Genomic DNA, 26,043 nt, shown 5'->3' with positions numbered 1-26,043 from the left:
TTCTAGTCTGCACAAAAACCGAAGTTTTGCATCTTTTTTGACAAGCGCGATGCGTCATCCTGGCCAGGATGACCGACCTAAGGCGGATTTCTCAGGTTAGATTGAGTGCCTTTTCCTCGCTCACTAGGTTTGGGAGCTGTCTCGGGATTTCCATTGCGGCAACCTCTTTGTAGTTTTCTAATACATATCCAATAGGATATTAATGGGGCAAAAATTATGTATTACACACAATGGTTTCTACGACATTAGGCTACAATCGTTAGCCGAATTGGGGGCGGTTTTGGCTAATAGGTTCGAAATGTAGACCAACGCTACCGATGTGCCGTCAGCTTGCAAGGCTTGCGACATCTCTGATGCGCTCAATGTGAATTCTGAGATCGGCCCCGGAAACAACCGCGCCAATGGCTGTCCAGTTTAGAGAGATGCCGATTGGATTAATTCAGGGTTGTTTGAAACCGAATACGGAGGGGAAAACTCATGGGAATGCTTACGAGATTGATGAACGGTACTATTGCATCACTGACATTAAGCGCAGGCGCTACATATGCAGCAGATGTCACACTTTTGTTAGGTCATACCGCACCAACAAATTCGGTGTTTCAGGAAAGTGCCGAGATTTTTGCCGAGTCACTGGACACCCTATCCGGCGGAACGGTTGCCGTGGATATTGTCGGCGGCGGCGCAATGGGGGGTATTCCGGATCACTGGGCTCAACTGCGGGCCGGTGATCTGGATCTGCATCTGTTTGAACTTGTCGGCGTCAGCTTCATGAAGGAAGCGTCGGACTTTTCAGTGCTCTTCGCGCCTTATCTGTTTGAAGATCAAGCGCATCTACACCGGTTTACAGAAAGCGAGCTGTTCAAGGCCATGATGGACCGCGCTGACACTGCGACCGGAATTCATTATGTCGGGTATGTTGGCGATCGCTATCCACGTGCGGTTTCCACCCGTGATATTGAAGTTGTCAAACCCGAAGACCTTTCGGGCCAAAGGGTGCGTGTAGCAATGCACCCGGCCATCGTAGCGACCTACGAAGCGTTTGGTGCGGTGCCGACACCGATCCCGTCGCCCGAACTTATGATCGCTTTAAAAACCGGAACGGTAGATGGTCAAGATCAAGGTCTCGTAGATTACCTTGACGCGGGCTATGATGAGGCCAGTCCCTATTACGCGCCAATCAATACCGTCCATGCCGGCATGGGGCTTTGGATGTCAGGTGGAAAGTGGGACACACTTACAGAGGAGCAAAAGGGTTGGGTGACCGAAGCCGCAACTGTCACTTCTGCGACTATAAACGCGGCCGGAGAAGCCCGGATGGAGGCCGCTCAGGCGCTTGCGGCGGAGCGTGGTGTCACGATTTCGACGCCGGATATTGAGGCCTTTCAGGAGGCCATAGCCCCAGTCATCGAAAAACTTGACGGAGAGATGTGGCCCGCTGGGTTGTACGACCAGATCAGAGGTCTCTGAGGTTCATGTTGCACGTCGTTGATTGGTCTAAACAGATCGACACCTCCCTTACATGGTTTTTGCGGGCTGTGCTGGGGGGGCTTTTGGTCGGGTTGGTGTTGCTGGAGTCTACGCAGGTCATTCTGCGCTACTTTTTTGCGCTGGGGTTGCCTTGGGCAAGAGATGTTTCAACAATCGGGTTGATGTGGTTGGCTTGGCTGGGCGCCCCTCTGTTGTGGATGAAACGTTCGCATATATCCGTCGATTTCATACCTGTGCCAAACATCCGGTCCCTGCGCAGGGTAGGGCAAATTGTTTTACAGCTTTCCATGGCGGTGAGCGGTGGATTCCTGTTGTATCACGCGTCTGAGGCTGCGGCCCGCTATGCGCAGATTGATCTGACATCAATACCTGGTGCGCATGCAAACCAGAAGTTCTTTCCAGTGATGGTGGGGTCGTTTTTACTGATCTTGGTCAGTATCACGGCACTCGTTCGAAAGGACTGAAGCCGTGTTAGAGACTGCGTTCACCGTAGCCGTAATGATTGTCCTGATGCTGCTACGGTTTCCGGTGTTTTTTGCGATGGCACTTTCGGTCGTAGCTTTTGCGTTTGTCTATGCACCGATCATGCGCCCCTCGGTCGTGGTGCAGGGATTGGTTCAGGGCCTCGACAATTCCGCCTTTACGGCGCTGGTCTACTTCATGGCTGTTGGCACAATCATGAACGCCGGAGGCATGAGTGCGCGATTGCTGGATCTCGCCCGGACTCTTTTGGCGCATATCCGGGGTGGATTGAGCCATGCCAATATCGGGTCGAGCATGATTTTCGCCGGTATCTCAGGCTCTGCCATAGCTGATGTCGCCGCAGTTGGATCAGTAATGATCCCCGCAATGAAACGCGATGGGTATAGCCCTGCCTACGCGGCGGCGGTGACTGCAGCCTCTGCGACCATCGGAATTGTCATTCCCCCCTCAATTCCGATGGTCGTTTTTGCGCTGTTTACGGGTGCAGATATCACGCGACTTTTCGTGGCTGCGATTTTGCCCGGGATTCTCATGGGGATTTTCCTTTTGGGCGTATCGATCGTCGTTTCGATCAAGCGCGGATATCCCGCTCAGCGTTGGCAGGGCTGGCGTGCGGTTTGGGACGCATTGCGGCGCAGTATCCTTGCGCTGATCCTGCCAGTTGTCGTCATTGGAGGGATGGTATCTGGCTTCGCAACTGTTTCAGAAATTGGTTCGATTGCCGTACTGTATTCGATAATTGTCTCACTTCTCATTTATCGCGAGACGACGCTGCGCAGCTTTTGTGCGGCGCTTGGGGATGCGGCGATTGACAGCGCCAAGGTCCTGATCATCGTCAGTGTGTCCGGTGCATTCATCTGGATCACCGCACGCATGGGGGTTGGGGCGCAATTCGTTTCAATGGTGAATGGGATTCAGCCCACTCCGACAATGTTTTTGGCGCTTGTGGCGGTTTTTATGCTGATTCTGGGGACGGTACTGGACCCGGTGATCATCACAATCGTTGTGGCCCCGATTGTGGCACCTACAGCGATCATGGCGGGGGTGGATATAGTTCAGTTTGGACTTGTGGTGGTCCTGGCCGGTGCGATTGGTCTGGTTACTCCACCGGTTGGCATTTTGCTGTTCGTGACCGCTGCCCAGTCTGGTGCCAGAGTTGGTCAGGTCGTGCGTGAAGCCGGAGTGTTCCTAATCGCATTGGCTGTCTTGCTGGCCCTGGTCGTGTTCTTCCCTGCGTTGACCTTGTGGCTGCCGAACCTCATGCTTGGGCAGTAGGCGTTGAAGCGTAGGTGCTATTGACCACTGATTTCCGGACGTGGACGCGCAGCCAGCTCAACCGCTGCATTCTTGCCAATTCCCGTCATGCACAAAAGTTGGGTGATGATTTGGCTTTTGCTGCTGTGAGGGACATTGTCATTGGTTATCGCAAGGGCGGCACCAATCAGGGCATGTGTGGTCAACCTCCAGACCAGCTCGGCATCAGAGACCTGAAATCGACCGGCCTGTGAGGCTCGCCTCAAGTCGCGAATGGCGAAGGGACCCATCATCCGGAACATCGTGTCTGATATGACCTCAGATCTGTGCAAAAGCTGTTTCCAGTGCGTGTCGCCTGTTGCTGTATCGAGCACGGTTCTAATACCAAAGGCGTAGACCTGGGCGGGGTCGTCGAACGTGTCCGTGACCTCTTCGATCCTCAACGCCAGATCATGCATCAGGGTTTCCAAAACGGCGATTGCCAATTCGTCTTTCGATTTGAAATAGCTATAGACTGTGCCAGCGCCGACATCTGCCTTTTCGGCAATCTCCAACATGGTTGCGGCATCGACGCCGCGCTCGGACATGATTTCACGAGCAGCCCCAATCAGCGCCTGTTTATTTCGACGCTGACGCTTTGCAACTCGGCCCTCCTTAACGGGGATCATTTCGCTCATTTTGAGTTCCGCCTGACAATAATCGAATCATATTCAATTTTGAATTTTGCCACAACTTCTTTCACAACCATTGGGAAAGTTGAAGCCTATGGATTGCTTCTGTCGTATTTTTGGATCTCACCGTAAAACGCCGGAATGCGATCATAACTTACGATAAACAAACGATAATATTTCACACCCTCATTGGAAAGAGTGGTGTCCAATAGTGAATAGTATCCAAACTTGACGAACATTCGAAAACGATCTAGCGTCAAGAAGAGGTAACTTTTTGGCCGTTCCAGCCCGTTTAAGGGTCCTGGTTGAACGGCTAAGGGCTTAGGAGGAAACAAAGATGACCCATCCCGCGACCAACAGTGATTTCGATACTGATGTTGCAATTGTAGGTGCTGGTCCGGTTGGCACTATGCTGGCCATTCTGCTGGGCCAGAAGGGGAAGAAGGTCACTCTGGTTGAGCGGTGGTCCACGCATTACGGCCTGCCGCGTGCGGTTACATACGACCACGAGATTGCCCGCATTCTGGCGTCCCTTGGAATCGATTCTGAAACCGATTCAGCGATCAACTGTCATGATGAGTTGTATTACTGGCGCAACCGGGATGGTCAGAACCTGCAGATTGTTGACTGGCAGAGCCAATCAGCCAGCGGCTGGCGCGTGCGTTACTGGTTCAACCAGCCGCTGCTTGAAAAGCGCTTGCTGAAGATTGCCGGTGAAATCCCCGACGTAACAATCTTGCGCGGTTGGGACGGTGTTGCTCTGGATCAGGATAGCATTGGCGTGTCGCTGTCGCTTAAGCAAAACCCCGAAGAATTTGGGCCTGACGGAGAACGCAAAGTCATTCGCGCAAAATTCGCCGTTGGAACCGATGGCGCGAACAGTTTCGTGCGCGAAAGCTTAGGTATCGAGAACGAAGACAAGGGTTACTTCTTCGATTGGCTCATCCTGGATATGGTCCCGCAGTTCGACTATTGCGCCTCACGCCCGGAAGATCCGGCGCAGTGGCAGCTGTGCGATCCAAAACGCCCAACAACGATTGTGCCAGGCGGGCCCGGCCCTGTCGAAGGTGGCCCGGATCGCCGGCGTTGGGAATTCATGGTTCTCCCTGGTGAGTCAGTGGAGGAAGTTCAGAAAGAGGAAAATGCCTGGAGGTTGTTGAAGCCCTGGGGGCTGACCCCGGAAAACTCTGAATTGGAACGCGCTGCAGTTTATCGCTTTCAGGCCCGCTGGGCCAAGAAATGGCATAGCGGCCGGTGCCTCATCGGCGGCGACGCTGCACACCTGATGCCGCCTTTTGCTGGCGAAGGTATGTGCGCTGGTTTGCGCGATGCAGTGGCGATGGGCTGGCGTCTGAATGCCATTCTTGAGGGTAAGACCGGGATTGAAGTGCTGGAAAGCTACTCCTCAGAACGCATTGAGCACGCCAAACACTACATCAACTTCAGCCAGGAGTTGGGCAGCATCATCTGTATCAGTGATGAGAAGGAAGCGATTGACCGCGACGCGCGTATGATCGCCGATCTGAAACATCGGAACAATCAGCCGGTACCGACAGATATCTGCCATCTGGGCGAGGGTGTCTGGTGTGATGAAAGCGCCCATGCCGGTGAACTTTCTGTGCAAGGCGTTGTCGAATACGATGGAAACAAGGGTCGCTTTGACCAGGCTGTTGGTCGGGGTTGGGTTCTGATCGGTTATCAGGCGGACCCGATTGCAGCATTGACTGAAACCCAGCGTGAGCAACTAGGAAAACTGGAAGGCTTCGGCGTTCAGATTGGTGCACCGGGCGGTCAGCATGATGTTGTCGACACCGAAGGGACCTATAAGGCCTGGTTGGAAGACATCGACGCGAAATATGTCTTGGTACGTCCAGATTTTTACGTGGCTATTACCGCCAACACACCGGAAAATCTGCAATCTCGTTTTGACAAGGTCATGTCAGCATTGCACCTGGATACGGCCGTTGCCGTAGCCGCCGAGTGAGGTTGGGCGCCATGTTTTCAGGGTTTACCTACAACGCAAATCCAGCGCGGATCGTATTCGGGCTGGGAGCATCGACCAATGTTGCGGCAGAAGTTAGCAGCCTGGGCTGTAGCCGGGCACTGGTTTTGTCGACGCCATTTCAGGCGAATGACGCTGAAAAACTGGCTGCGGATCTGGGCTCACTTGCCGTTGGGGTGTTCTCACAGGCGGCCATGCATACGCCTGTGGATGTTACTGAGAAAGCAATGGCGGCCTATGAAGCTGCGAATGCTGACTGTGTTATTGCCTTGGGCGGAGGGTCGACTATCGGCCTCGGCAAGGCAATCGCCTATCGCAATGATACCCCTCAGGTCGTGATTGCAACCACTTACGCGGGATCAGAGGTCACGCCGATCCTCGGGCAGACTGAAAATGGACTGAAGACAACTATCCGTCACGCCAAGATCCTGCCCGAAGTTGTGATTTATGATCCCGAATTGACCGTGGGTCTGCCCGTAGGCATGAGCGTAACGTCGGGGCTGAATGCGATGGCGCATGCGGTCGAGGCTGTTTACGCTGAAAACCGCAACCCGGTGACCTCGCTTATGGCAGCGGAAGGTGTTCGCGCGCTACGAGACGCTCTGCCCGGCATTGTGGAGAACCCAAAAAACATCGAAGCACGCAGCGAAGCACTGTATGGTGCCTGGCTTTGTGGCGCGGTCCTGGGGACTGTGGGCATGGCTCTGCACCACAAGATTTGCCACACACTGGGCGGGACATTTGATCTGCCGCATGCGGAAACGCACGCGATCATGTTGCCACACTCAGCCGCATATAACGCGCCTGCTGCGGTTGATGAGATGCAACCGATCGCCGATCTGTTCGGTGGTTCTATTGGCGGAGGATTGTGGGATTTTGCGAAATCTCTGAATGCCCCGCTGGCACTGCGCGATTTGAATGTCAAAGCAGTCGATCTGGACCTCGCGACCGAGATTGCGACCCAGAATCCTTATTGGAATCCACGCCCAATAGAACGTCAGGCTATCAGGGAATTGCTGCAGCAGGCCTTTGAAGGTCGCCGACCAGAGTAACAGCCTGAAATACCGTCAAATGCATCAGGGAGGAAACCAACATGCTGACACGACGCACACTTCTGAAAACAGGCGCGGCCGCCGGGGCCACCGCCTTGGCGATGCCAGCCCTGGCCCAGAACGGAACGGTTAAGATTGGATATGTCAGCCCGCAGTCCGGCCCGCTCAGCGCATTTTCCGAGGCTGACAACTATGTCATCGAACAGTTCATCAAGAACAGTGCCGCAAGCGGTCTGAATGTTGAAGTGATCGTCAAGGACAGCCAATCCAATCCCAACCGTGCGGCCGAAGTTGCGCGCGAATTGATTGTCCGCGATGAGGTCAATCTGATCTGCGTCGCATCGACACCTGAAACTACAAACCCTGTCTGCACCATTGCAGAAGCCGAAGAAATCCCGGTGATTTCTTCTGTGGCTCCGTGGCAGCCGTGGTTCATCGGTCAGCAAGGCAATCCGGGTGATCCGTCCAGCTGGCAGGAATTCGACTATGTCTACCACTTCTTCTGGGGGCTGGAAGACAACGTGTCCGTGTTCCTGAACATGTGGAACAGCATTGAAAGCAACAAGGTACTAGGGGCGCTGTGGCCCAATGATGGGGACGGGAACGCCTGGGCAAGTGATGTTGGCATGCCACCGGCTGCAGCGGCTGCAGGATATCAGCTGATCGATCCGGGTCGGTACCAAAACCTGACCGATGATTTCAGCGCGCAGATCAACGCTTATAAAAATGCGAACGCGGAAATTTTTACGGGCATTCCGATCCCTCCGGATTTCACCACGTTTTGGACTCAGGCGAAACAGCAGGGCTATAATCCAAAGATGGCTTCGATCGCCAAGGCATTGTTGTTTCCCGAAAGCGTTCAGCAACTTGGCGATCTCGGGAACAACTTGACCTGCGAAGTCTACTGGACACCTTCGTTCCCCTTCAAATCGTCACTGACTGGTGAAACCAGTGCTGAGCTGGCCGCCGGTTTCGAAACAGCGGCTAAGCGCAAATGGACGCAACCCGTCGGCTTTACACACGCCCTTTTCGAAGTTGCGGCCAGCGCAATTCAGCGCACCGAAGACCCAACAGACGGAGATGCATTGGCTGAAGCGATTGCCAGCACCGATCTGGAAACAGTGGTTGGCCATATCGGTTGGGGCAAAGACAACCTGCCACCATTTGCGCAGAAAAACGTGGCCAAGACACCCCTGGTCGGTGGCCAGTGGCGCCGCCAGGACAGTGGTGATTTCGAACTTCTGATCGTTGAGAACAGCAACGCGCCCGAGATCCCGCTCGACGGTACGCTCGAAACCCTCAACTAGCGCCTTTGAGCATCGGGCCAATCGGGCCCGGTGCCAATTCCTTTTGTTCGGAGATTCGAATGTCTATCCTGACACTCAAATCAGTATCCAAATCGTTTGGGGCTTTGAAGGTTACGGACGATGTGTCTCTGGACGTTCAGGCAGGGGAAGCTCTGGGAATTATCGGGCCCAACGGGGCAGGGAAGTCGACCCTGTTCAATCTGATTGCCGGGAACATCAAACCGGATGAAGGGCAGGTCTTTTTTGAGGGTGTTGACGTTACTCAGCGGACACCCATGGAAAGAGTTCATGCCGGGGTCGGGCGGTCGTTCCAAATTCCACAACCTTTTGCGCATTTAAGTGTCTACGAAAACCTGATGGTTGCCGCCCAGTTCGGAGGAGAACATCGGGGATACGAGGCAGGGACATTTTGCATGTCCATTTTGTCTGAAACCGGCCTTGAATCATGCGCACGCGATCTGGCGGGTGGTTTATCACTGTTGCAGCGCAAGCGCCTGGAATTGGCGCGGGCTATGGCGACCTCTCCCAAGCTGATCTTGTTGGATGAAATTGCCGGAGGTCTAACCGACGGTGAGTGTGTCGATCTGATCAAGACGATCAAGAACATCCACAGTCAGGGTACGTCGATCATCTGGATTGAACATGTGTTGCATGCTCTCAACTCGGTTGTTGATCGTCTTATGGTGTTGAATTTCGGTAAGAATCTCATGGTCGGAGGGGTTGACGAAGTCATGAACGCCCCTGCGGTCCGGGAAATCTATCTGGGGATTGAAGTATGACTGAGCCACTATTATCCACTCACGGACTTACGGCTCACTACGGTGATTTCCAGGCCCTGTTTGGTGTCGATATCGACATCAAGCAGGGCGAAACGATTGCCATCATCGGTGCGAACGGTGCAGGAAAATCCACACTGATGCGCGCCATCACGGGTCTATTGAAGAACAAACCGGACGCGATCAAACTTCGGGGTGAGAGCATTGGTGACCTCTCTGCACCAGAGGTGCTGGAGCGGGGGATTTCCATGGTCCCGGAAGGGCGACGGTTGTTTCCCTCTCTCACGGTGGAAGAAAACCTTCTGATCGGGGCACATACCAGAACCGGAAATGGGGTCTGGAACCTTGAGAGTGTTTACGAAGTCGTTCCTGCGCTGAAGGACCGCCGGGATCATCCGGGTACCGCATTATCCGGTGGTCAGCAGCAAATGGTAGCGATTGGTCGGGCGTTGATGTCAAACCCGGATCTTTTGCTCTGTGACGAACTCAGCCTTGGGCTGGCACCTGTTGTCATCAAAGAAATCTATGCTTCGTTCCCGACGATCAAAGAGCGCGGAGCCTCTGTTGTCGTCGTTGAGCAAGATATTGGGCAAGCGATGAAAGTTGCAGACCGGGTGTTTTGCATGATGGAAGGTCGCGTGACGTTACAGGGCACGCCCGACGAGTTGTCGCGAGAAGAGATTCACAACGCGTATTTCGGGGTAAGCGCATGATCTTAGTCGACACACTCATTCAGGGCATTTTGGTTGGTGGCCTATATGCTCTGTTCGCTGCCGGGCTTAGCCTGGTGTTTGGCGTTATGCGCCTTGTCAACTTGGCACATGGTGATCTGATTGTACTGGCAGCATTTGTCATTTTGTCCATCGGCACGGCTCTGAATCTCGGCCCGTTTGTTGCGGTGATCCTCGCGTTTCCCATCATGTTTGCTGTGGGGTGGGGGCTGCAAACCTATTTGCTGAACCGTGTGCTGGGGGACGATATCCTGCCGCCCTTGCTGGTGACTTTCGGCCTGTCTGTGGTGATTCAGAATGGTTTGCTGGAGATATTCACAGCGGATAGTCAGAAACTGACAGCCGGGCCCATCGAGGCACAGTCTTTGGCGCTGGGGTCGGTCACCGTTGGGGTGATGCCTTTGCTGACCTTTGTATCCGCTGTTGTTGTTATCTTTGCGCTGAACCAGATCTTCTACAGAACCAAGCTTGGGCGTGCATTCCGAGCCACTTCGGACGACCGCGAGACCGTAGGTCTGATGGGGATCCGCCCCAATAACGTCTTTGCAGTCGCTACAGGTATTGCGATGGTAGTTGCCACGATTGCAGCCTTGTATCTTGGCATTCGCGCCAATTTCGATCCCAGCATTGGCCCCGCACGCCTTCTTTACGCATTTGAGGCGGTGATCATTGGTGGGCTTGGCTCGCTTTGGGGCACTTTGGCTGGTGGGGTGATTATCGGTGTCGCTCAGGCTTTGGGCGCTTCCATCAACCCCGAATGGCAAATTCTGTCGGGACATATCGCATTTGTCGTTGTCCTTCTCGTTCGCCCCCGCGGACTTTTCCCACGTTCCAAAGACTGAGGTACCCGCAGTGTCTGATCAAAAGAATATGACCCGCTTGCTTCAGCTTTTTGGCCTTGCTGGCATCGTACTTTTGTTTCTCGTGCCTGTCATCGGCTCCCGGGCCTTGGTGCAAGATCTGTTTGGCGTGCTGACGCTTTTGATCCTGGCGCAGAATTGGAATCTGCTTGCAGGATTTGCCGGGTTGGTATCCGTAGGCCAGCAGGCTTTTGTCGGCGTTGGTGCATATGCCATGTTCGGCTGCGTTATCCTGCTGGGTCTGGATCCTCTGATTGGCATCGCCGTTGGAGGTATCACTGCCATGATCCTGGCAATTCCAATGGCCTTCTTTTCATTCCGGTTGGCCGGGGCCTATTTCGCCATCGGAACATGGGTCATCGCAGAGATAACGCGCCTTTGCTTTGCCCAATGGAAAGCACTTGGCGGCGGTACCGGCACCTCATTGCCGAAAGGCACCACAAAAACCATGTTTGGCGTGCCTGAGATCAAAAGTTGGTTGGGTGGTAGTTCATCCGCCGCATCTGACGCTTTGACCTATTGGCTAGCACTGACCCTGGCCCTTGCAACCCTTATTGCGGCGTATCTTTTCCTAAAGTCACGAATGGGCCTGGGCCTGCAATCGCTGCGCGACAACGAAGAGGCTGCCCGGTCAGTCGGTGTTAATCCTACGCGTCTGAAAGCTTGGGTGTTCATGCTGACGGCTTTTGGTACCGGTCTTTGCGGTGCACTTCTGTTCATTCAGATTACACGGGTTACACCCGAGGCGGCATTCTCGGTGGTGGATTGGACCGCTTTCGTGATCTTTATAACCGTGATTGGTGGAATCGGAACACTGCCGGGACCGATCATCGGTGTGATCGTGTTCTATTTCCTGCAACGGGCCCTTGCTGATTATGGCACGGTCTATCTGATCGTTCTGGGCTGTCTCGGGATTGCCGTGATGCTATTCGCCCGGCGCGGATTGTGGGGGCTGTTCACTGAAAAAACCGGAATTGAGCTTTTGTCTCTGCGACAGCTGCCCCCGGAAGAAAACCAAGCGCGCTGACACACACAAATATAGAGGTATACCCATGTCAAATTTGGTTGATCTTTCCAAAATCGACTATTTCACTGAAGAGTCATCTGTTGAGGCCGTGCTTGGGCGCAATGGTTCAAATGCCGATGCCCGTCTGGCACAGATTTGGGGTGCATTGATCAAGCATTTGCATGCTTTTGCCAAGGACGTCGAATTGCGTCAGGACGAGTGGGACATCGCAATCGATTTCCTTACGGCAACCGGTCAAATCTGTGACGAAAACCGGCAGGAATTTATCTTGTTGAGCGATGTCATGGGTTTCTCGATGCTGACAGACGCAATCAATAACCGACGCCCGAAAGGCGCAACCGAGAACACGGTGTTTGGCCCATTCCATGTCGAAAACGCCCCTGAATACGAAATGGGTGCCGACATCTCATTGGACGGCAAGGGACAGTCTTGCCTGTTTGAGGGGCGGGTCTTGGACCTTGAAGGAAACCCGATCGAAGGTGCGCGTATCGATGTCTGGTGCGACAACGAAGATGGTTTCTACGACGTTCAGCAACCCGGTATTCAGCCCAAGTGGAACAATCGGGGTGTCTTCACGACTGGCCCGGATGGGTGCTACCACTTCAAGGGGATTAAGCCGGTGTCATATCCGATCCCCCATGATGGGCCGGTTGGAAAACTTCTGATCAAGCTCGATCGCCACCCCTTCCGCCCTGCGCATATGCATTACATGGTGACGGCGCCTGGCCATGAGAAAATCGTGACACATACCTTTGTTGGCGAAGATGAATACCTCAAGTCTGATGCGGTCTTCGGCGTAAAGGCGACGCTGGTTGCCCCATTTGTTGAAAACCAGGACGGTGATACAGTTTGGCGTTCTCCTTTTGACTTTGTGATGGTGCCAGAAAAGGTGGAGTCCTAAGCCAATGACGGAAAAGCCTTGTATTATTTGTGTGGCAATTACAGGATCTTTGCCCCAAAAATCAGATAACCCGGCGGTGCCTATCACGGTCTCCGAGCAAATAGAAAGCACACAAGCTGCATTCGAAGCCGGGGCGACGATCGCACATTGTCATGTTCGCAATGACGATGGCTCGCCTACCTCGGATCCCGATAAATTCGGCCGGTTGCTTGAAGGTTTGAACAAACATTGCCCGGGTATGATTGTTCAGTTCTCGACCGGAGGACGATCGGGCGCAGGACATGAACGCGGGGGTAGTTTGCCGTTGCGTCCCGATATGGCCTCTTTGTCCGTTGGATCGACAAACTTTCCAACTCGGACCTACGACAATCCACCCGATCTGGTCGATTGGCTGGCTGCGGAAATGACGAAATACGAAATTACCGCAGAGATCGAGGCGTTCGATCTGAGCCATATTCACCAGGCTGTCGCCATGAGTAACGCAGGTAAGCTTCCGGGCAAGCTTTACGTGCAGTTCGTGATGGGTGTGAAGAACTCGATGCCGGCCGACAAGAGTGTTTTCAATTACTATGTGAAAACAATGCAACGGCTTGCCCCGGACGCGGAATGGTGTGCCGCCGGGATTGGAAGGCATCAGCTTGAACTGAACGAATGGTCGATTGCGGCCGGCGGTCATGCAAGAACCGGGCTTGAGGACAATGTCCGACTTGATCGAAACACACTTGCCCCATCAAATGCCGCTTTGGTGGCCCGAACTGCAGAGATTTGTCATAATCACGGCCGCCCGGTGGCAACCTGGACAGAAGCGCGGTCACTTCTGGGGCTTTCGCAGCCCGCAGTGTAACCTAATGAGAAGGCTGGTTGTTTGACCAGCCATCGACTTGCCTGGGTCGGTGCGCAACCTCCTGTCCCTCAAGTTGAAAGGGGCGCGTGGCAGGCGTGCTCCAGCCTTGGCTGAGCGAATTGAATAGATAAGTATACTTTATATGATATGTAATATGCCGTGTATTGTATTATTGTTATATAGAAATTCTGCTAAAAATCATCCCCACCATAGAGGTTGGCTTTGCTCGCCCAAAACCATTGGCAAACTTTAAGAGCCTAAAAACACTCGTCTTTTGCCGCATGAGCCAAGAGCCAACCCTGACAGGGAGGGATTTTTATGTTCAGTAAGATCAACCGGATGGCAATTCTTGCCTTGGGTATTGCGACGCTTGGCACAGTTGCCAGCGCACAAAGCTTGGGGATCGGAGCCAGTAAACAGGGATCACAGAATTATGCGGCCAATGCTGGTTTCGCAAAACTTCTGGCCGAAGAGCTTGGGTACGATATTCGAGTGCAATCGTTTGGGGGATCAGGCCAAACAATGCCTCTGGTCGATAATGCCCGCTTGGATTTGCTGCTTGCTCCTAGCCCTGACTTTTCTGCCGCCGCGGGTGGTACAGGTGCCTTCGAAGGGCGACAGCTAGGTAATTTGCGCATCGTTGCAGCCATGGGTGGGTCCGCCTATGGTTTCATGGTCAACAAAGACACCGACATGGCCATGGTCTCAGACGCCAAAGGCAAAACGATCACCTATGGATACACCGCACAACCGACGCTTCGGCCACAGGTCGACGCCATTCTTGCAGGCGGTGGTTTAAACATCGATGAGATGCAGCTCGACAATGTACCGTCGGTGCCAAACGGCGTCGACGACTTGATTTCCGGCACCGCTGAAGTTGCGTTCTTTGCCCTTGCTGGGGGCAAGACACGCGAAGCGGACGCCGCGATAGGAGTCCGTTGGTTGGGGCTGGAGAACACACCCGAGGCACTCGCCGGTGTGCGCGAATTCGTTCCGACCGCATATATTGACACTGTAGCCGCAGGATCGGCCCCTGGCGTGGATGTCGATACGAACATGATGTTCTATGATTATGTGCTTTTGGCAGGCGCGCATGTTTCGGATGAAACGATCGCCCCGATTGTCGAATACATTCACCAGAATCCGGAAAAAGTGCGGAGTATCTTTAAAACTTTCGCGCGGTTCGACCCGGAAAAAATGGCGCCTGATATGGGGGATCTCGTCTACCATCCGGCAGCGGCCACCTATTATCAGAAAGCAGGTTTGTCGCAGTAACGTCTGCTGACATAAATCATGGTTGGAACATCCGAAACCGCTCGTTTGGAGCAAGCCAATCAGGTGCTGAGAGGGCTGATCGTGGCCCTCTCGGTCATCTATGCTGCCAATCTGCATCGCTATGTCGGGGTGTCCGTCTATGATGCGCAATTATTGGTCGCGTCTTTCGCGCTCGCACTCGCCTCTGGCATTTTAAGTTTTGCGAAAACCGCGGACAGGCCGATCACCCGCAGAATTACTGTCCTGTGGGCCGCGGTCACACTTGTTACCGGTGGCTACGTTGCGGTGAACTATGTCCGGCTTTCGATGGACGCTCCGTTTGTGCCCTCTTTGCTGGTTGCGATCAGCTGCGTTCTGCTGGGTGGGTTGCTTTTGTTGTTGCGGCGTTCTGCGGGCACCGGAATTCTAATCGTAGTGCTAGTCTTCATAGCCTACGGGCTCTGGGGGCATCTTCTCCCCGGTGATCTCCAGAGCCGCCCTACTTATTGGGACGAACTTGTCATCTATCTGAGCCTGGATGCAAACGGCATTCTTGGCGCAGCATTGAAAGTCGCCGTCGTAATTGTCGTTCCCTACCTGTTGTTCGGTCAGTTTCTGACGGCCTGTGGAGCCGCGGATTTTTTCAATGACCTGGCTTTATCAGGGATGGGTCGTTTCAGGGGTGGACCAGCAAAAGTAGCAGTCTCGGCGTCGGCTTTGTTCGGATCTATTTCAGGATCAGCGGTTGGAAATGTCGTCGGCACGGGCGTGGTTACGATCCCGATGATGAAAAAAGCTGGTTTTAATGGAAGATATGCTGGCGCGGTTGAGGCGGTCGCGTCTACGGGTGGGCAACTGGTGCCGCCTGTGATGGGGGCCGCGGCCTTTATCATGGCCGACTTTATTGGCGTGGATTATTCGACCGTGATGTTGGCGGCTTTGCCATCTGCTCTGCTCTACTACAGCGCTATTTTCATCAATGTTGATCTGACAGCGGCCAGGCGAGGGGTGGCACAGGTTGAAGAAGCTGATATCCCGAGCGGCCGCGAGGCACTCAAGCAGGGTTGGCACTTCATTTTACCGTTCGTTGTGCTGATTTATACGCTGTTCGCCCTGAACATGAGACCTGAGCGTTCTGCGGTCATTTCGATTGTGGTGTTATTGGTCGGCAGCTTGATTTTTGGCTACAAAGGCCGTCGTATCAGGCCAATTCAGATTTGGCAGGCTATAGCGTCTGCGGGCCAATCGGCTATCGGGCTGGTTGTTGTCTGTGCAGCTGCTGGACTGATCATTGGTATTCTGAATATCACCGGCCTTGCCTTTAATTTGACACTGCACATAATCACCGCAAGCGGTGGCAGTCTGCTGGTGCTCGCCTTGATCACGGCGTTGATTTCCATTGTTTTGGGGATGGGGATGCCAACTGTTGGGGTCTACATTCTGTTGGCGACACTGGTCGCCCCGGCTTTGATCGAATTCGGTGTCCCAGTGATGGCAGCACATCTTTTCGTGTTCTATTTCGGGCTGATGTCGATGATCACTCCGCCTGTTGCACTGGCGTCATTTGCCGCAGCGAATATCGCGGGGTCATCAGCATGGGAGACAAGCAAAGAGGCAATGAAGCTGGCTTGGCCGGCTTATTTGGTCCCGTTTCTTTTTCTGTTTGCACCCGGATTGATTTTGGAAGGCAATCTGCTGAAGGCACTTTGGTCAATAGCAACAGCATTGGTTGGTATTTACATGGTAACTGCTGGCTTCGTTGGGTTTTTCCAACATGTCAGGGGGTTCATCGGTCGCTTAACTTTGACGCTTTGTGGGGTGCTGTGTCTGTTGCCTTCAGATTTGTTTCCCTCCGCGATCTGGACAGATATTGTGGGCTTGTCTGTGCTTGCTTTCTTCATTGTGGGTTCGAGAAACCGCGTGGCTGCCTCAGACACTCAATAATCTGACATCTAAGAATTAGGGCCTGTCAATAATGACTAATGTGGTTGATCTAAATTCGGATCTTGGCGAAGGTTTTGGTGCGTGGAAAATGGGGGATGATCTTGCACTGATGGACATCGTTTCATCTGCGAACATCGCCTGCGGATTCCACGCCGGAGATCAGAATATTATGGCCCAGACCATGAAAATTGCGGTCCAAAAAGGGACCGGAATTGGTGCACATCCCGGTTTTCCCGATCTGACTGGATTCGGTCGCCGTCGGATGAGTTTTTCCTCGGATGAGCTGACCAATATGATTGGATATCAGCTGGGTGCGGCGCAGTCGATGGCGCTACTGTCGGGTGGAAAAGTTCGACACCTTAAGCTGCATGGTGCCTTGGGAAACATGGCGTCGGAAGACATCAATATTGCCAGAACCTGCTTTGAGGCCGCGTTGAAAGTTCAGCCCGAAATCATACTCATGGCGATTGCATCAACTGCGATGGAGCAGGCAGTGAAGGAACTGGATTGCTCATGGGTAGGCGAGGTCTACGCTGACCGCGCTTACGAAAATGACGGAACCTTGGTAGACCGCAGGCAACCGGGCGCTGTTTTGGAGGATGCCGTCTATGCCGCCGAGCGCATCATGATGATGTTGAAAGAGCAGGCGGTTATCACCAAAACCGGGAAACGCCTTCCATGTCGCGTTGATACGGTGTGTTTGCATGGCGATACTGTTGGTGCCGTTACTATGGGAACCAAAATTCGCAGAAATCTTGTTGACGCAGGTATCGGTATCAAAATGTTTGAGGCGTAGGTTCATTGCATTTCCTGGCGAAATGCTTCGGGAACTGCCGTGACAAAACCTGATTTCTGAAGGCCGTCCTCACAAGTTGTATGGGAACCTCGCAAGGTGCAAGGTTCCCGGTTTTTTAGGCCATTTCTTTGGATAGTGCCGCGACCCAACCGTCGATCCAGTCCAGCGCGGCTTCTTCAGGATAGACGCCGGATTTCGCATCATGTTCCATGCGATCTACCAGCCGCTTGGCACCCAATTCAGCGAAGGTTGCATCAAAGGCTTTGCCGCCACCGCAGAATGTCTGTGGATAATCCATGCTTCCCAAAGCAATGACGCCATAGCGCACAGACGACAGATCGGGGCGATCTTTTGTCAGGAACTCGTGAAACTCTTTGCCGTTGTCCGGCACTTCACCAGTGCCATATGTCGAACTGCAGATCACATAGGTATCGCGTGCATCCAGCATTTTTTGTGATGCTTTTTCCATGCGGACAACGCGGGCTTTGTACCCGGTTTCAACAAGCTTATCGGCCACTTCATCCGCGACCATTTCTGCAACGCCGCTCATAGACGCGACCAGAACAACAACTGGATGATCGTTCATTTCTATCCTTTCGCAGCACCCGTCATTTGGGTTTTGCATTCTTTTAACCGGTCGAACCGGACTGTTTTTCGATAAAGGCTGCTGAGAGACCCAAGGTTACTTCCTGAGCTGCAGCCTGAACATAAATTGATAGCCGTTCGACCATCTGCGAATTCACTTCATGCTCGTTCAAGACAAGCGTCATGCTGCCGATCACAGACTTGTTTGCTGCGAATATAGGTGCGGCGATTCCGACCTTCCCTGGATCCAGCTGCCCATACGCAACTACGATGGAGTTGGACCGGATACGCTTCAAGTTGCGACGAAACTCTTCCCAGGTTGCCCCAAGACCGGCAGCTTCGATTTCCTTCTCGTGTTCGGCAAAGATCGCTTTCAGGTTTCTGCTAGGGATGTAGGCAAGGACAACTCGGGATGCTGCGCCAAGAAACAACCCCAAAGGCCGGCCCCTCTCATAGGAAAGGGATTTTTCCGGATCGACAAACCCTTCCGAGTGAACACACATGACCTGATGGCGATACTTTCGGCACAGCAATGCGGAACCATTGTCGCCCGTCAGATCGACCAGCTTACGCATGATCGGCGTTGCCGTTTTCACTAATTGATCCTGACGCCTTATCATTCTGTCGAATTCGATAATCGCCGGACCAAGAGTGTAAACGCCGGGGTTCAAGGCCTCGACCAGACCGAAAGCACTCAGACTGTTGAAGTAGCGGTAAGTCGAGCTGCTGGACAGGGAAAGACGTTTGGTCGCCTCTTCCACTGTCCATTCCGGTTCTTCAATGGTGAAAAGCTTCATGACTGATAAAAGTTTATCTGCAGTTGTCATATAGCTTTTCTCCTATTTGCTGATCGCCGATGGTAATTAATCGCAGCACAACCTACCAGTCGTCATCGTCGTCTGTTTCAGCCGTTAACTCGTCGACTATTGCCTGCCATCTGTTGCCGGTAGTATCCACCGGCGGATGTTCGGTGCCGCAGTCGCCGCATGTGCGCATGTCTTTGTCACTGTTAAAGGCGTTGGTCGCACGCAGATACGCCTCCTGAGGGAGTTCCTCGGCCGTATCCCAAGTTACGCGCGCAACTTCTGATGAGCATTTCTCGCAATACCAAGCAACAGCCTCCAAACCGGCATGCTCTGCTTTGTAACGATAATGGATGGTCTCTTCCGAAGGTACGACGCGATGCGGGGTACGGGCCGGAACATAGATCATTTCACCCGGCGTGCCTTTGACGTAATTCACGCTGCTGTCGCGGAATTCAACCTTGGCTGCGCCCGACATCAGTACGATCATTGTGTCTTTTTCACAAATCAGATGGAACGGCTGAATGCGGTCGCTTCGGCTGATGTTGACCTGCGGGTCTACACCTTCAGATATTGCTGGATACTCGTCATAGCAGCCGATCTGCTGAGCGAGTTGATAGGTTTGATGAAATCGCCTACGTGGCATCTTTCTGTCTCCTCGCTAAATTCAAGCGGACGTCGCTTCGATGAGTAAATCGCGGCAATGCTCACTGGCTTCGTAATTTGTATGGTAGCTCGTCCAACCCCAGACGTGCATCGGGAACAGGTTGTGCTCGTGCCCACATTTGGAACATTTCCGAACTTCTGGGTCGTCATTGTACTCTTTGCCGAATTCATAGCTCTTGAGCAGCGTTTCCAGCGGAGCAAAGTACCCAGGCACAGGGCCGCGGATTTCGTTGTAATTCTCAACGTCGAATTCGTGATCCAGCATAACATTCTGGCACTTGTGGCAATGGAAGGTCAGGCCTTCATGCTGACGTACACCTTCTGCTGATTGACGTTGAACAACGATCATCAGCATCACGTTTTCCGGGTCTCTCTCGTTCTCAAAGAACGACCCAACGTGGTGGCTACGTGGACCAACCATCAGCGTACCAGTTCTGACCGCCGAGCCCTTGGACGCCAGGCAAAGGAAGGTTTCATCAACCGAGTTCGTGTGATGGAAATGGCCCATGCCATCATCCCCCAGGTCGCCTTGGAACAAGGCGATACCAGGAACAAGGCATTCGTCCGTCACATAAGGGAACGGGGTTGTAAGTGTCGTGTTTGCCGTCCGAGCTGCATGGAATGCGTTCGACGCCATAGGCGGGCGATCCGGATCAGGTGGCGCAATAGTTAGTTGGGTGCTGTCTGTGCTCATTCGCTAACGTCCCATGTTGGGTTTCAACTAATTTCCACTCAAGCCCGGTCGGGTCCGATGATCGAGCCGAGCTTCCAGCCTGCGTCAACGTTTCCGTCGATCGTCATCCGGCCAGCCATAAAGGCTTCGGTTGGGTCTTTGCTGCCGTCAGAAATCTTGCAGAAATCCCCAAATTTGATGTTTACGATTGTTTCGGCGTCATTGTCTTCATTCGAAACGATATGAGGGACATTTTTGGCATCAATATAGATGACGCCTTCGTCGCCAAAGTTGAATTTTACAGTGTGCCCAAAGCCGCTGTCTTCACCGACGCGCTTGCGCATTTCCTGAGTCATTTCTTCAAGTGTTGGTTTAGCCATTTGGATTTCCTCCCATTGAGCAATGGTTCGTTAATAGGTGTTCAACTTGATCACCAATTTCAGCCATAAATCGCATATGTTGGGAAAAATGTCAAATAGAACATCTAATTTTATTGTTAAATGCGATAAAATGTGCCATATGCGATTGAAATTGAATGCTGTCTGAGCGTGCATTTCCTGACATATTCGCACTCGCCAGGCAGGAGTCCATATCGCAGGAAGGGTTCATCGAATCCCGACTCACGAAAGAAAGGGTGGAGCATTGTCACAGCGACAAAAAATCGTGATTGTGGGTGGCGGACAAGCGGGTGGCCGTGCGGCTCTGGCGGCGCGCGCATCAGACCCAGCTGCCGACATCTCTCTGATCTCAATGGAGCCTTGCGCACCATACGAAAGGCCGATTCTGTCGAAAGCCATGTTGCTGGATGACGAAAGCAAGCTTCCATTTGTCTTTGATGATGCGACGGCCAAGGAACGGGATATTCGTTTGCACTTGGGAGTGTCGGTGACAAAAATTGATCGGGCGACAAAAACCGTTCTTCTCGAAGATGGCGAAAACATAGCTTATGACAAACTGATTCTCGCGACCGGTAGCCGGCTAAGGCGTATCTCGTTGGACGGTGCCGAAGAGGATTGTGTTCACTATCTTCGCAGCATGGATGACTGCAGCAAATTGCGGGATCAACTGACAAAAGGCAAACGATTGACCGTCATTGGTGGAGGGTTCATCGGACTTGAGGTTGCGGCAACGGCCCAAAAGCTTGGGTGCACTGTCACAATCGTTGAAGCTGGTGAAACGCTGTTGCCCCGAGTTGGATCACCCACTGTCAGTACCTTTGTGCAGACCTATCACTCTGACAAAGGCGTGCGCTTTCTGTTTGGTGTTCAGGCCCAGGCAATGGATGGCGAAAACTTGGTATTGTCGAACGGCACGTCTGTTCCCACCGATATGATCCTGGTCGGTATTGGGGTAGACCCCGAAACATCGCTTGCCGAAGATGCTGGATTGACTATCGAAAACGGCATCAAGACGGATAGTTTTGGCAGAACTTCTGATCCTGAAATTTTCGCCATAGGTGATGCAGTTAACCAGATGAACCCTGAATATGATCGTCACATGCGCCTGGAATCTTGGGAAAATGCCAATGTACAGGGTGATGCGGTCGGTAAATCGGTGGTGGGCGAGCTGACCGAAGTCTCCACAATTCCGTGGTTCTGGTCTGATCAGGGCGATCTGAATATTCAAATTCTGGGGCAGTTGGACGCAGAGATGCATTGTATTGAGCGTGCGGGCGAGGATGATGGGCTGACCCTGATTCAGCTTGTCGACAACAAAATCCAAGGTGCGGTTACGATCAATCAGGCCCGCGATATGCCTTTGTTACGGAGAATGATCGCCGACCCGAATTTTCACGGTGACGAAGCCATCTTTAGTGACGATTCCGTGCCGCTCAGGAAGATAATGAAATCAGCACGACGCTAGCGGAGACAAAGTGAGCTCTTTCTTACGAGTGGCTTTTTGTCCTTAGAATTTCACGCTTCTATCAGGAGATATTTCATGAAGCTTTCGGTGTTGTTTGCCGCAATGGCCTTAACCGCCTCGGCTCTGGCATCCACCAGTGTGGCTGACTCGGAAAAATACCTTCTGGCGCCGAAATGGTCACAAATTATATTTAACTACGATCATCTTGGTTACTCCAGAACAACCGGCATGTTCTCAGGTATTGAAGGTGAGATCGACTTTGACAAAGAGAACCCGGAAGGATCCAGTGTTGCGGTCTGGTTCCCGGTGTCAACGATGTTCACCGGCCTCGAGCAGAGAGATGCGAACTTTACCGTCGGTGGAGATTTTTTTGTTGCGACTGAGAATGATCAGATCGAGTTCAAGTCAACGCATATTGAAGTCACTGGTGAGACAACGGCCAAGATAACTGGCGACCTGACGATGAATGGCTCAACACATCCAGTCACTCTTGATGCAAGAATGAATAAAATGGGTTTCCATGACAAAGAGCAAAAGGATTGGGTGGGGTTCGATGCGACAGCATCCGTGCTACGGTCTGAATTTGGTTTGGGCAAATACGCGCCGGGTGTCAGCGACAAAGTCGACATTTCGATTTCGATCGAAGCTATGAAAGCTGAATAAATTTAGGCGACGCGTTTGACCCCTACCTGTTCTCACTGGATAGGTAGGGGCCGCGGGCCAGTCTTTGTAATCGGATGATTGCCCTAAAAGAGCTTCAGGTTTCAGAATGCGCTCTGGATGAAACTACGAGGCATAGCAATCCCACGACCGAGAGGGTGAAGGGAACCAATTCTCTGGATAGGATTGTGAGCTGGGCATCGTTCGACCCGTCCAGATTGATCCCGGTAAGTCTGGTAATGACAACAAGAGTCAGTGTGGTGGCAACTGCCACCAATCCAGGCTTCAAAAACGACCGAAAGAATACGCCGTAAAGAGCGAACAGTCCCAAACCCAAGTGGAAGCCGCCGAAGTCGACGCGGATGCTGGTGATCCCGTCAGGAGCAAGAGTTGCAGTTCCACTGATGACGGTAGGGTCCATTACGCCAGCAATACCGGCGAGACACATGATGAGCCCACACAACAGCAAAGTTAGTCTTGGAATCCAGGATATTATCTTCCTTGGCATCGTGCTCATTTACATTCCCCATCGAGTTAGAGTTTACGGACGTTGCGCAGCAAGCTCAGCGAGCTGAGTAGGTGCTTGCGCATGCAATAAGAACCGGGCTTACGAAATCCGGTTCTCATAACGTTTGAAGAGCAGGTGACCCGCTTGGTTCGCCTTGGGTTTATGCACCCAGATGCTTTTTGAAGAACTCCAGAGTGGCCGATTCTGCGGCAATAGCAGCTTCTTCTGCACGACCAGAACGGCCCAAACGTGCAAATGCGTGGCCGACACCGTCATGTACAGTTACAGAGCCGTCTTTTGACTGCTCGACATGTTCGGTAATCGCGGTCTGAGCTTCAGGCGGGCAAAGATGATCGTCGGCACCCAAATGGATCAAAAGCGGAGCCTGAGGACCAGTGCTGCTCCCAAGATCCTGACTGATAGCCACTGGATAAAAGCAAACGACGGCATCGGCAGCATTGGACGTCGCCATGCGGAAGGCAACGCGCCCTCCCAGACAATAGCCAACAACACCGATCTTGCCTTGCAGCTTGGCATCCTCGCGAAGAAGTGCAACGGCGGCATCCATGTCGCCAAGGCTTGCCTCGAGGTCAAACCCCTGCATAAACCCCATCGCCTTTTCGCGATCTTCTTCCAGTGCGGCGTTCAGTTCGATATCGCGCTCCTGCCGCCAGAACATATCCGGTGCGATGACATCATAACCTTGCTCGGCAAACCAGTCGGATGCTGCTCGGATATTGTCGTTTACACCGAAAATTTCCTGGATCAGAACGATTCCACCGATAGCGTCGGTCGATGACGGTCTGCTGCGATAGGCTGAAAACGATTGGCCATCAGCTGCAGCAATAGTGATTGTCTTACTATCAATAGCCATAATGTCGTGCTCCGTGTTGAATGTTGAAGGGAACAAGTTCGAGGGGGGTTGTGAGTGGTAGAACGAGGGGGTCTGTGAGTGAGGGGGGTGTGAGTGGTAGAGCGAGGGGGGTTTGTGAGTGAGTAGGTGTTATGGGGTTGTTCTACTCGATGATGCCCGCTTCTTTGTAATAGCGCGCAGCACCGGGATGTAAGGGTATCGGGGAATCCGCCATGCGTTCCGGCACAAGCGGATAGCTGAGGGGGCTGTGATGTGATGGGATGTGACGGAATTGTTGTTCGATAACCTCGCGAGTTTCGATCAGACACCAGGTCAACAGATGCGCAAGATCTTCGGGCATATCATCACGCACAAGAACGGCGAAATCAGAGAAATTCAACGCGGGCAGATCTTCGGTTTGACCTTCCCAGAAATGAGCAGGCACAACGGCACGGGGCCAGCCGTACTGGGTCTCCAGCTTTGTCAGGGCAGCATCTTCTGCTGGTAAGAACACCAGAGAGCGGTTTGCGACAGCATCCCGCCACCAAGGCGTCATATATGCCTCCTGCAGTAGGGCGTCGACTTCGCCATCACGCATACGGAACACCGATTGTTCGGGTCTGGTATCCGTAATCAATTTACCACCCCAGGACTCCAGAGTGTCGCGGTCGATGCCATGGGCCTCTAGATAACGGGCGGCCGTATAACCGATCAGATTTACACCGTCATCTTCCGAAGTGGCGAGTGTGATTGGTGGTTTTTTCTCACGCAGCTCTTCAAATGTTGAGACGCCATATTTTGGATCGATGGCGAAAACCATGCGGTCTGTTTGTGGAAGAATTGCAAGCGTGCGCAGCCGTGGAAGCGGGCTTCCTTCGAAGATCCCTTCCCCAGCCAGCGCGCCGGGCAACATTTGGACGGGCGTGGCGATGCAGAGATCAACCTCACCGTTAGACACAGCAATCGGAGAGTCAGCACCGGCAATCAGATTCCAAATTGCAACGCGCGATCCTTTTTCGGTGCGGTCGCAGACCTCCTGGCACAGCCATGAGCAGATGCGGTGAAAATTTGCTTGGCCCCAGTCACCAGTAAAGTTCAGGTGAACACTGCGATCAAGTTTTGGCTGTTTGTCCATATTTGGCGCAGTTGTCATCTTAAGAGCATCTCCTGTTGCTTTTGTCTCTTTATAGGATTAATGAATATTTAACAATGAAGAAATTCCCGTAAAGTGGGAAAAATGATAAAGAAAGTGAAGTGCGCAGCTAACTCATTCAAAACAAGGTGAAACTGATCTGAAGCCGAACCTTTGCACAATGACAAGATAGCGCCAAAGCTTGCACGATGTTCGTAGGGTCTATTTGATGATGTCAAAAAAGATCATATATAAAATCATAGCTGACTATGTTAATTGGTCAACACAAAGCATGCCTAGTCATAGGCGTTTGGGCGCAAAAAGGCGCACCAGAATCCAGGCGGGTAGGACGCAGATTTGACCCGCAACAGTTAGCAAACCCACCAACTAGGAGAAAATCATGGCTAAACTTGTAGAACTTGATGAGGTCGTCACATTGGCCGAGCAACTGGGCAGCAGTGAAGGCCCAGTTGTTCTGGTGAACGTATTCTCGATCGATCCGAAAGACGAAGAAGCGCTGGTTGCCGCGTGGGCGCATGATGCCGGCTTTATGAAGGCGCAGCCTGGCTACATTTCGACTCAGATGCACAAAGGTCTGGCCGGTAGCGGAACTTATATGAACTATGCAATCTGGGAGGACGTCGCGTCTTTCCGTAACGCGTTTACCAACCCGGAATTCCAGGCCCGGATCGGTCAATACCCTGAGAGCGCAGTCGTGCGTCCTCACTTGTTCACCAAGATGACCGTCCCAGGTTTCTGCGTGGGTTAATACTCAGTATTGTCATCAATCTTTTGGCCCGATGACTTCTGGTTCTTCGGGCCAAAGGGCCACCATTACCTCTGAAATTCGTTGGGCACTACTAGCCAAGCGATGCGCGAGGAACCGGCAATAGCTTAGTGCTGAGCGTTC

Annotated in this window: 27 protein-coding genes; 18 read left to right on the top strand and 9 right to left on the bottom strand. The window is 52.8% G+C overall.

Features of this window, described 5'->3' with window-relative positions:
• Positions 1-477: 477 nt before the first annotated feature.
• From AC2FJ5_RS02105 to AC2FJ5_RS02095, 3 genes are read left to right on the top strand one after another with little or no spacing between them, the layout of a single operon-like run.
• Positions 478-1,467, top strand: a complete 990-nt coding sequence (locus AC2FJ5_RS02105; protein ID WP_496792278.1) for a TRAP transporter substrate-binding protein — start codon at positions 478-480, stop codon at positions 1,465-1,467.
• A 5-nt stretch (positions 1,468-1,472) separates the two neighbouring features.
• Positions 1,473-1,952, top strand: a complete 480-nt coding sequence (locus tag AC2FJ5_RS02100; RefSeq protein ID WP_496792276.1) for a TRAP transporter small permease — start codon at positions 1,473-1,475, stop codon at positions 1,950-1,952.
• A gap of 4 nt (positions 1,953-1,956) precedes the next feature.
• Positions 1,957-3,246, top strand: coding sequence for a TRAP transporter large permease (locus tag AC2FJ5_RS02095; RefSeq protein ID WP_496792274.1), 1,290 nt, complete (start codon positions 1,957-1,959; stop codon positions 3,244-3,246).
• Between the two features lie 17 nt (positions 3,247-3,263).
• Here the strand turns inward: AC2FJ5_RS02095 and AC2FJ5_RS02090 are convergent, their stop codons facing one another.
• A complete protein-coding gene (locus AC2FJ5_RS02090; protein WP_496702039.1) occupies positions 3,264-3,902 on the bottom strand; it encodes a TetR/AcrR family transcriptional regulator in 639 nt (212 codons plus the stop codon).
• 331 nt (positions 3,903-4,233) lie between these two features.
• Here AC2FJ5_RS02090 and mhpA point away from each other — a divergent pair, with 331 nt between their 5' ends.
• The 12 genes from mhpA (at position 4,234) to AC2FJ5_RS02030 (ending at position 17,390) form a co-directional block, all read left to right on the top strand.
• Positions 4,234-5,880 carry a bifunctional 3-(3-hydroxy-phenyl)propionate/3-hydroxycinnamic acid hydroxylase MhpA gene (gene mhpA, locus AC2FJ5_RS02085; RefSeq protein ID WP_496792269.1) on the top strand — a complete coding sequence of 549 codons (1,647 nt, stop codon included), beginning with the start codon at positions 4,234-4,236 and terminating at the stop codon, positions 5,878-5,880.
• A gap of 11 nt (positions 5,881-5,891) precedes the next feature.
• A complete protein-coding gene (locus tag AC2FJ5_RS02080) occupies positions 5,892-6,950 on the top strand; it encodes a maleylacetate reductase (RefSeq protein ID WP_496792267.1) in 1,059 nt (352 codons plus the stop codon).
• A 41-nt stretch (positions 6,951-6,991) separates the two neighbouring features.
• Positions 6,992-8,257, top strand: coding sequence for an ABC transporter substrate-binding protein (locus tag AC2FJ5_RS02075; RefSeq protein ID WP_496702034.1), 1,266 nt, complete (start codon positions 6,992-6,994; stop codon positions 8,255-8,257).
• A 59-nt stretch (positions 8,258-8,316) separates the two neighbouring features.
• The gene (locus AC2FJ5_RS02070) at positions 8,317-9,036 is read left to right on the top strand and encodes an ABC transporter ATP-binding protein (RefSeq protein ID WP_496786434.1); all 720 of its coding nucleotides are present in this window, start codon (positions 8,317-8,319) and stop codon (positions 9,034-9,036) included.
• Positions 9,033-9,746 carry an ABC transporter ATP-binding protein gene (locus tag AC2FJ5_RS02065; RefSeq protein ID WP_496709065.1) on the top strand — a complete coding sequence of 238 codons (714 nt, stop codon included), beginning with the start codon at positions 9,033-9,035 and terminating at the stop codon, positions 9,744-9,746. The genes AC2FJ5_RS02070 and AC2FJ5_RS02065 overlap by 4 nt, the downstream gene beginning before the upstream one ends.
• Complete coding sequence (locus tag AC2FJ5_RS02060; protein WP_496792265.1) at positions 9,743-10,606, top strand: branched-chain amino acid ABC transporter permease; 864 nt, start codon at positions 9,743-9,745, stop codon at positions 10,604-10,606. The genes AC2FJ5_RS02065 and AC2FJ5_RS02060 overlap by 4 nt, the downstream gene beginning before the upstream one ends.
• A gap of 10 nt (positions 10,607-10,616) precedes the next feature.
• Positions 10,617-11,651, top strand: a complete 1,035-nt coding sequence (locus tag AC2FJ5_RS02055; RefSeq protein ID WP_496792262.1) for a branched-chain amino acid ABC transporter permease — start codon at positions 10,617-10,619, stop codon at positions 11,649-11,651.
• 25 nt (positions 11,652-11,676) lie between these two features.
• Positions 11,677-12,552 carry a dioxygenase family protein gene (locus AC2FJ5_RS02050; protein ID WP_496792260.1) on the top strand — a complete coding sequence of 292 codons (876 nt, stop codon included), beginning with the start codon at positions 11,677-11,679 and terminating at the stop codon, positions 12,550-12,552.
• A 4-nt stretch (positions 12,553-12,556) separates the two neighbouring features.
• Positions 12,557-13,396 carry a 3-oxoadipate:acetyl-CoA acetyltransferase gene (locus AC2FJ5_RS02045; RefSeq protein ID WP_496792257.1) on the top strand — a complete coding sequence of 280 codons (840 nt, stop codon included), beginning with the start codon at positions 12,557-12,559 and terminating at the stop codon, positions 13,394-13,396.
• Between the two features lie 318 nt (positions 13,397-13,714).
• On the top strand, positions 13,715-14,671 hold the full coding sequence (locus AC2FJ5_RS02040; protein WP_496792255.1) for a TAXI family TRAP transporter solute-binding subunit: 957 nt from the start codon (positions 13,715-13,717) through the stop codon (positions 14,669-14,671).
• 18 nt (positions 14,672-14,689) lie between these two features.
• On the top strand, positions 14,690-16,594 hold the full coding sequence (locus AC2FJ5_RS02035; RefSeq protein ID WP_496792253.1) for a TRAP transporter permease: 1,905 nt from the start codon (positions 14,690-14,692) through the stop codon (positions 16,592-16,594).
• A 31-nt stretch (positions 16,595-16,625) separates the two neighbouring features.
• Positions 16,626-17,390 carry a LamB/YcsF family protein gene (locus AC2FJ5_RS02030; protein WP_496792251.1) on the top strand — a complete coding sequence of 255 codons (765 nt, stop codon included), beginning with the start codon at positions 16,626-16,628 and terminating at the stop codon, positions 17,388-17,390.
• Between the two features lie 115 nt (positions 17,391-17,505).
• Here AC2FJ5_RS02030 and AC2FJ5_RS02025 read toward each other — a convergent pair whose 3' ends face one another.
• From AC2FJ5_RS02025 to AC2FJ5_RS02005, 5 genes are read right to left on the bottom strand one after another with little or no spacing between them, the layout of a single operon-like run.
• Positions 17,506-17,976, bottom strand: coding sequence for a flavodoxin domain-containing protein (locus tag AC2FJ5_RS02025; RefSeq protein ID WP_496702014.1), 471 nt, complete (start codon positions 17,974-17,976; stop codon positions 17,506-17,508).
• Positions 17,977-18,019: 43 nt separating this feature from the next.
• A complete protein-coding gene (locus tag AC2FJ5_RS02020; protein ID WP_496703070.1) occupies positions 18,020-18,802 on the bottom strand; it encodes an IclR family transcriptional regulator in 783 nt (260 codons plus the stop codon).
• 52 nt (positions 18,803-18,854) lie between these two features.
• Complete coding sequence (locus AC2FJ5_RS02015; RefSeq protein WP_496702010.1) at positions 18,855-19,424, bottom strand: cupin domain-containing protein; 570 nt, start codon at positions 19,422-19,424, stop codon at positions 18,855-18,857.
• A 21-nt stretch (positions 19,425-19,445) separates the two neighbouring features.
• Positions 19,446-20,138, bottom strand: coding sequence for a cupin domain-containing protein (locus AC2FJ5_RS02010; RefSeq protein ID WP_496705227.1), 693 nt, complete (start codon positions 20,136-20,138; stop codon positions 19,446-19,448).
• A 38-nt stretch (positions 20,139-20,176) separates the two neighbouring features.
• Positions 20,177-20,497 (bottom strand): SCP2 sterol-binding domain-containing protein, encoded by a 321-nt coding sequence (locus AC2FJ5_RS02005; protein ID WP_496702006.1) that lies wholly within the window; start codon positions 20,495-20,497, stop codon positions 20,177-20,179.
• Positions 20,498-20,759: 262 nt separating this feature from the next.
• On the opposite strand from AC2FJ5_RS02005, the gene AC2FJ5_RS02000 reads away from it, so the two are divergent.
• Both AC2FJ5_RS02000 and AC2FJ5_RS01995 read left to right on the top strand, forming a co-directional pair.
• A complete protein-coding gene (locus AC2FJ5_RS02000) occupies positions 20,760-21,980 on the top strand; it encodes an NAD(P)/FAD-dependent oxidoreductase (RefSeq protein ID WP_496792249.1) in 1,221 nt (406 codons plus the stop codon).
• Between the two features lie 75 nt (positions 21,981-22,055).
• Entirely contained in the window at positions 22,056-22,643 is a 588-nt protein-coding gene (locus AC2FJ5_RS01995; protein WP_496702003.1) for a YceI family protein, read from the top strand.
• A 94-nt stretch (positions 22,644-22,737) separates the two neighbouring features.
• Here the strand turns inward: AC2FJ5_RS01995 and AC2FJ5_RS01990 are convergent, their stop codons facing one another.
• The 3 genes from AC2FJ5_RS01990 to AC2FJ5_RS01980 all read right to left on the bottom strand — a co-directional run bounded on the left by AC2FJ5_RS01990 (position 22,738) and on the right by AC2FJ5_RS01980 (position 25,154).
• The gene (locus AC2FJ5_RS01990) at positions 22,738-23,148 is read right to left on the bottom strand and encodes a DUF4345 family protein (RefSeq protein WP_496702093.1); all 411 of its coding nucleotides are present in this window, start codon (positions 23,146-23,148) and stop codon (positions 22,738-22,740) included.
• A 160-nt stretch (positions 23,149-23,308) separates the two neighbouring features.
• Positions 23,309-24,022 carry a dienelactone hydrolase family protein gene (locus tag AC2FJ5_RS01985; protein ID WP_496705222.1) on the bottom strand — a complete coding sequence of 238 codons (714 nt, stop codon included), beginning with the start codon at positions 24,020-24,022 and terminating at the stop codon, positions 23,309-23,311.
• 142 nt (positions 24,023-24,164) lie between these two features.
• Complete coding sequence (locus tag AC2FJ5_RS01980) at positions 24,165-25,154, bottom strand: TAXI family TRAP transporter solute-binding subunit (RefSeq protein ID WP_496705220.1); 990 nt, start codon at positions 25,152-25,154, stop codon at positions 24,165-24,167.
• A 379-nt stretch (positions 25,155-25,533) separates the two neighbouring features.
• Here AC2FJ5_RS01980 and AC2FJ5_RS01975 point away from each other — a divergent pair, with 379 nt between their 5' ends.
• Positions 25,534-25,902, top strand: coding sequence for an antibiotic biosynthesis monooxygenase family protein (locus tag AC2FJ5_RS01975; protein WP_496701997.1), 369 nt, complete (start codon positions 25,534-25,536; stop codon positions 25,900-25,902).
• The last annotated feature ends 141 nt before the right edge of the window (positions 25,903-26,043 follow it).

The sequence above is a fragment of the Ruegeria sp. CDSA221 genome (genome assembly GCF_059611825.1).
The sequence above is the reverse complement of the archived record's forward strand: the minus strand, read 5'-3'. Positions and strand labels throughout refer to the sequence as shown.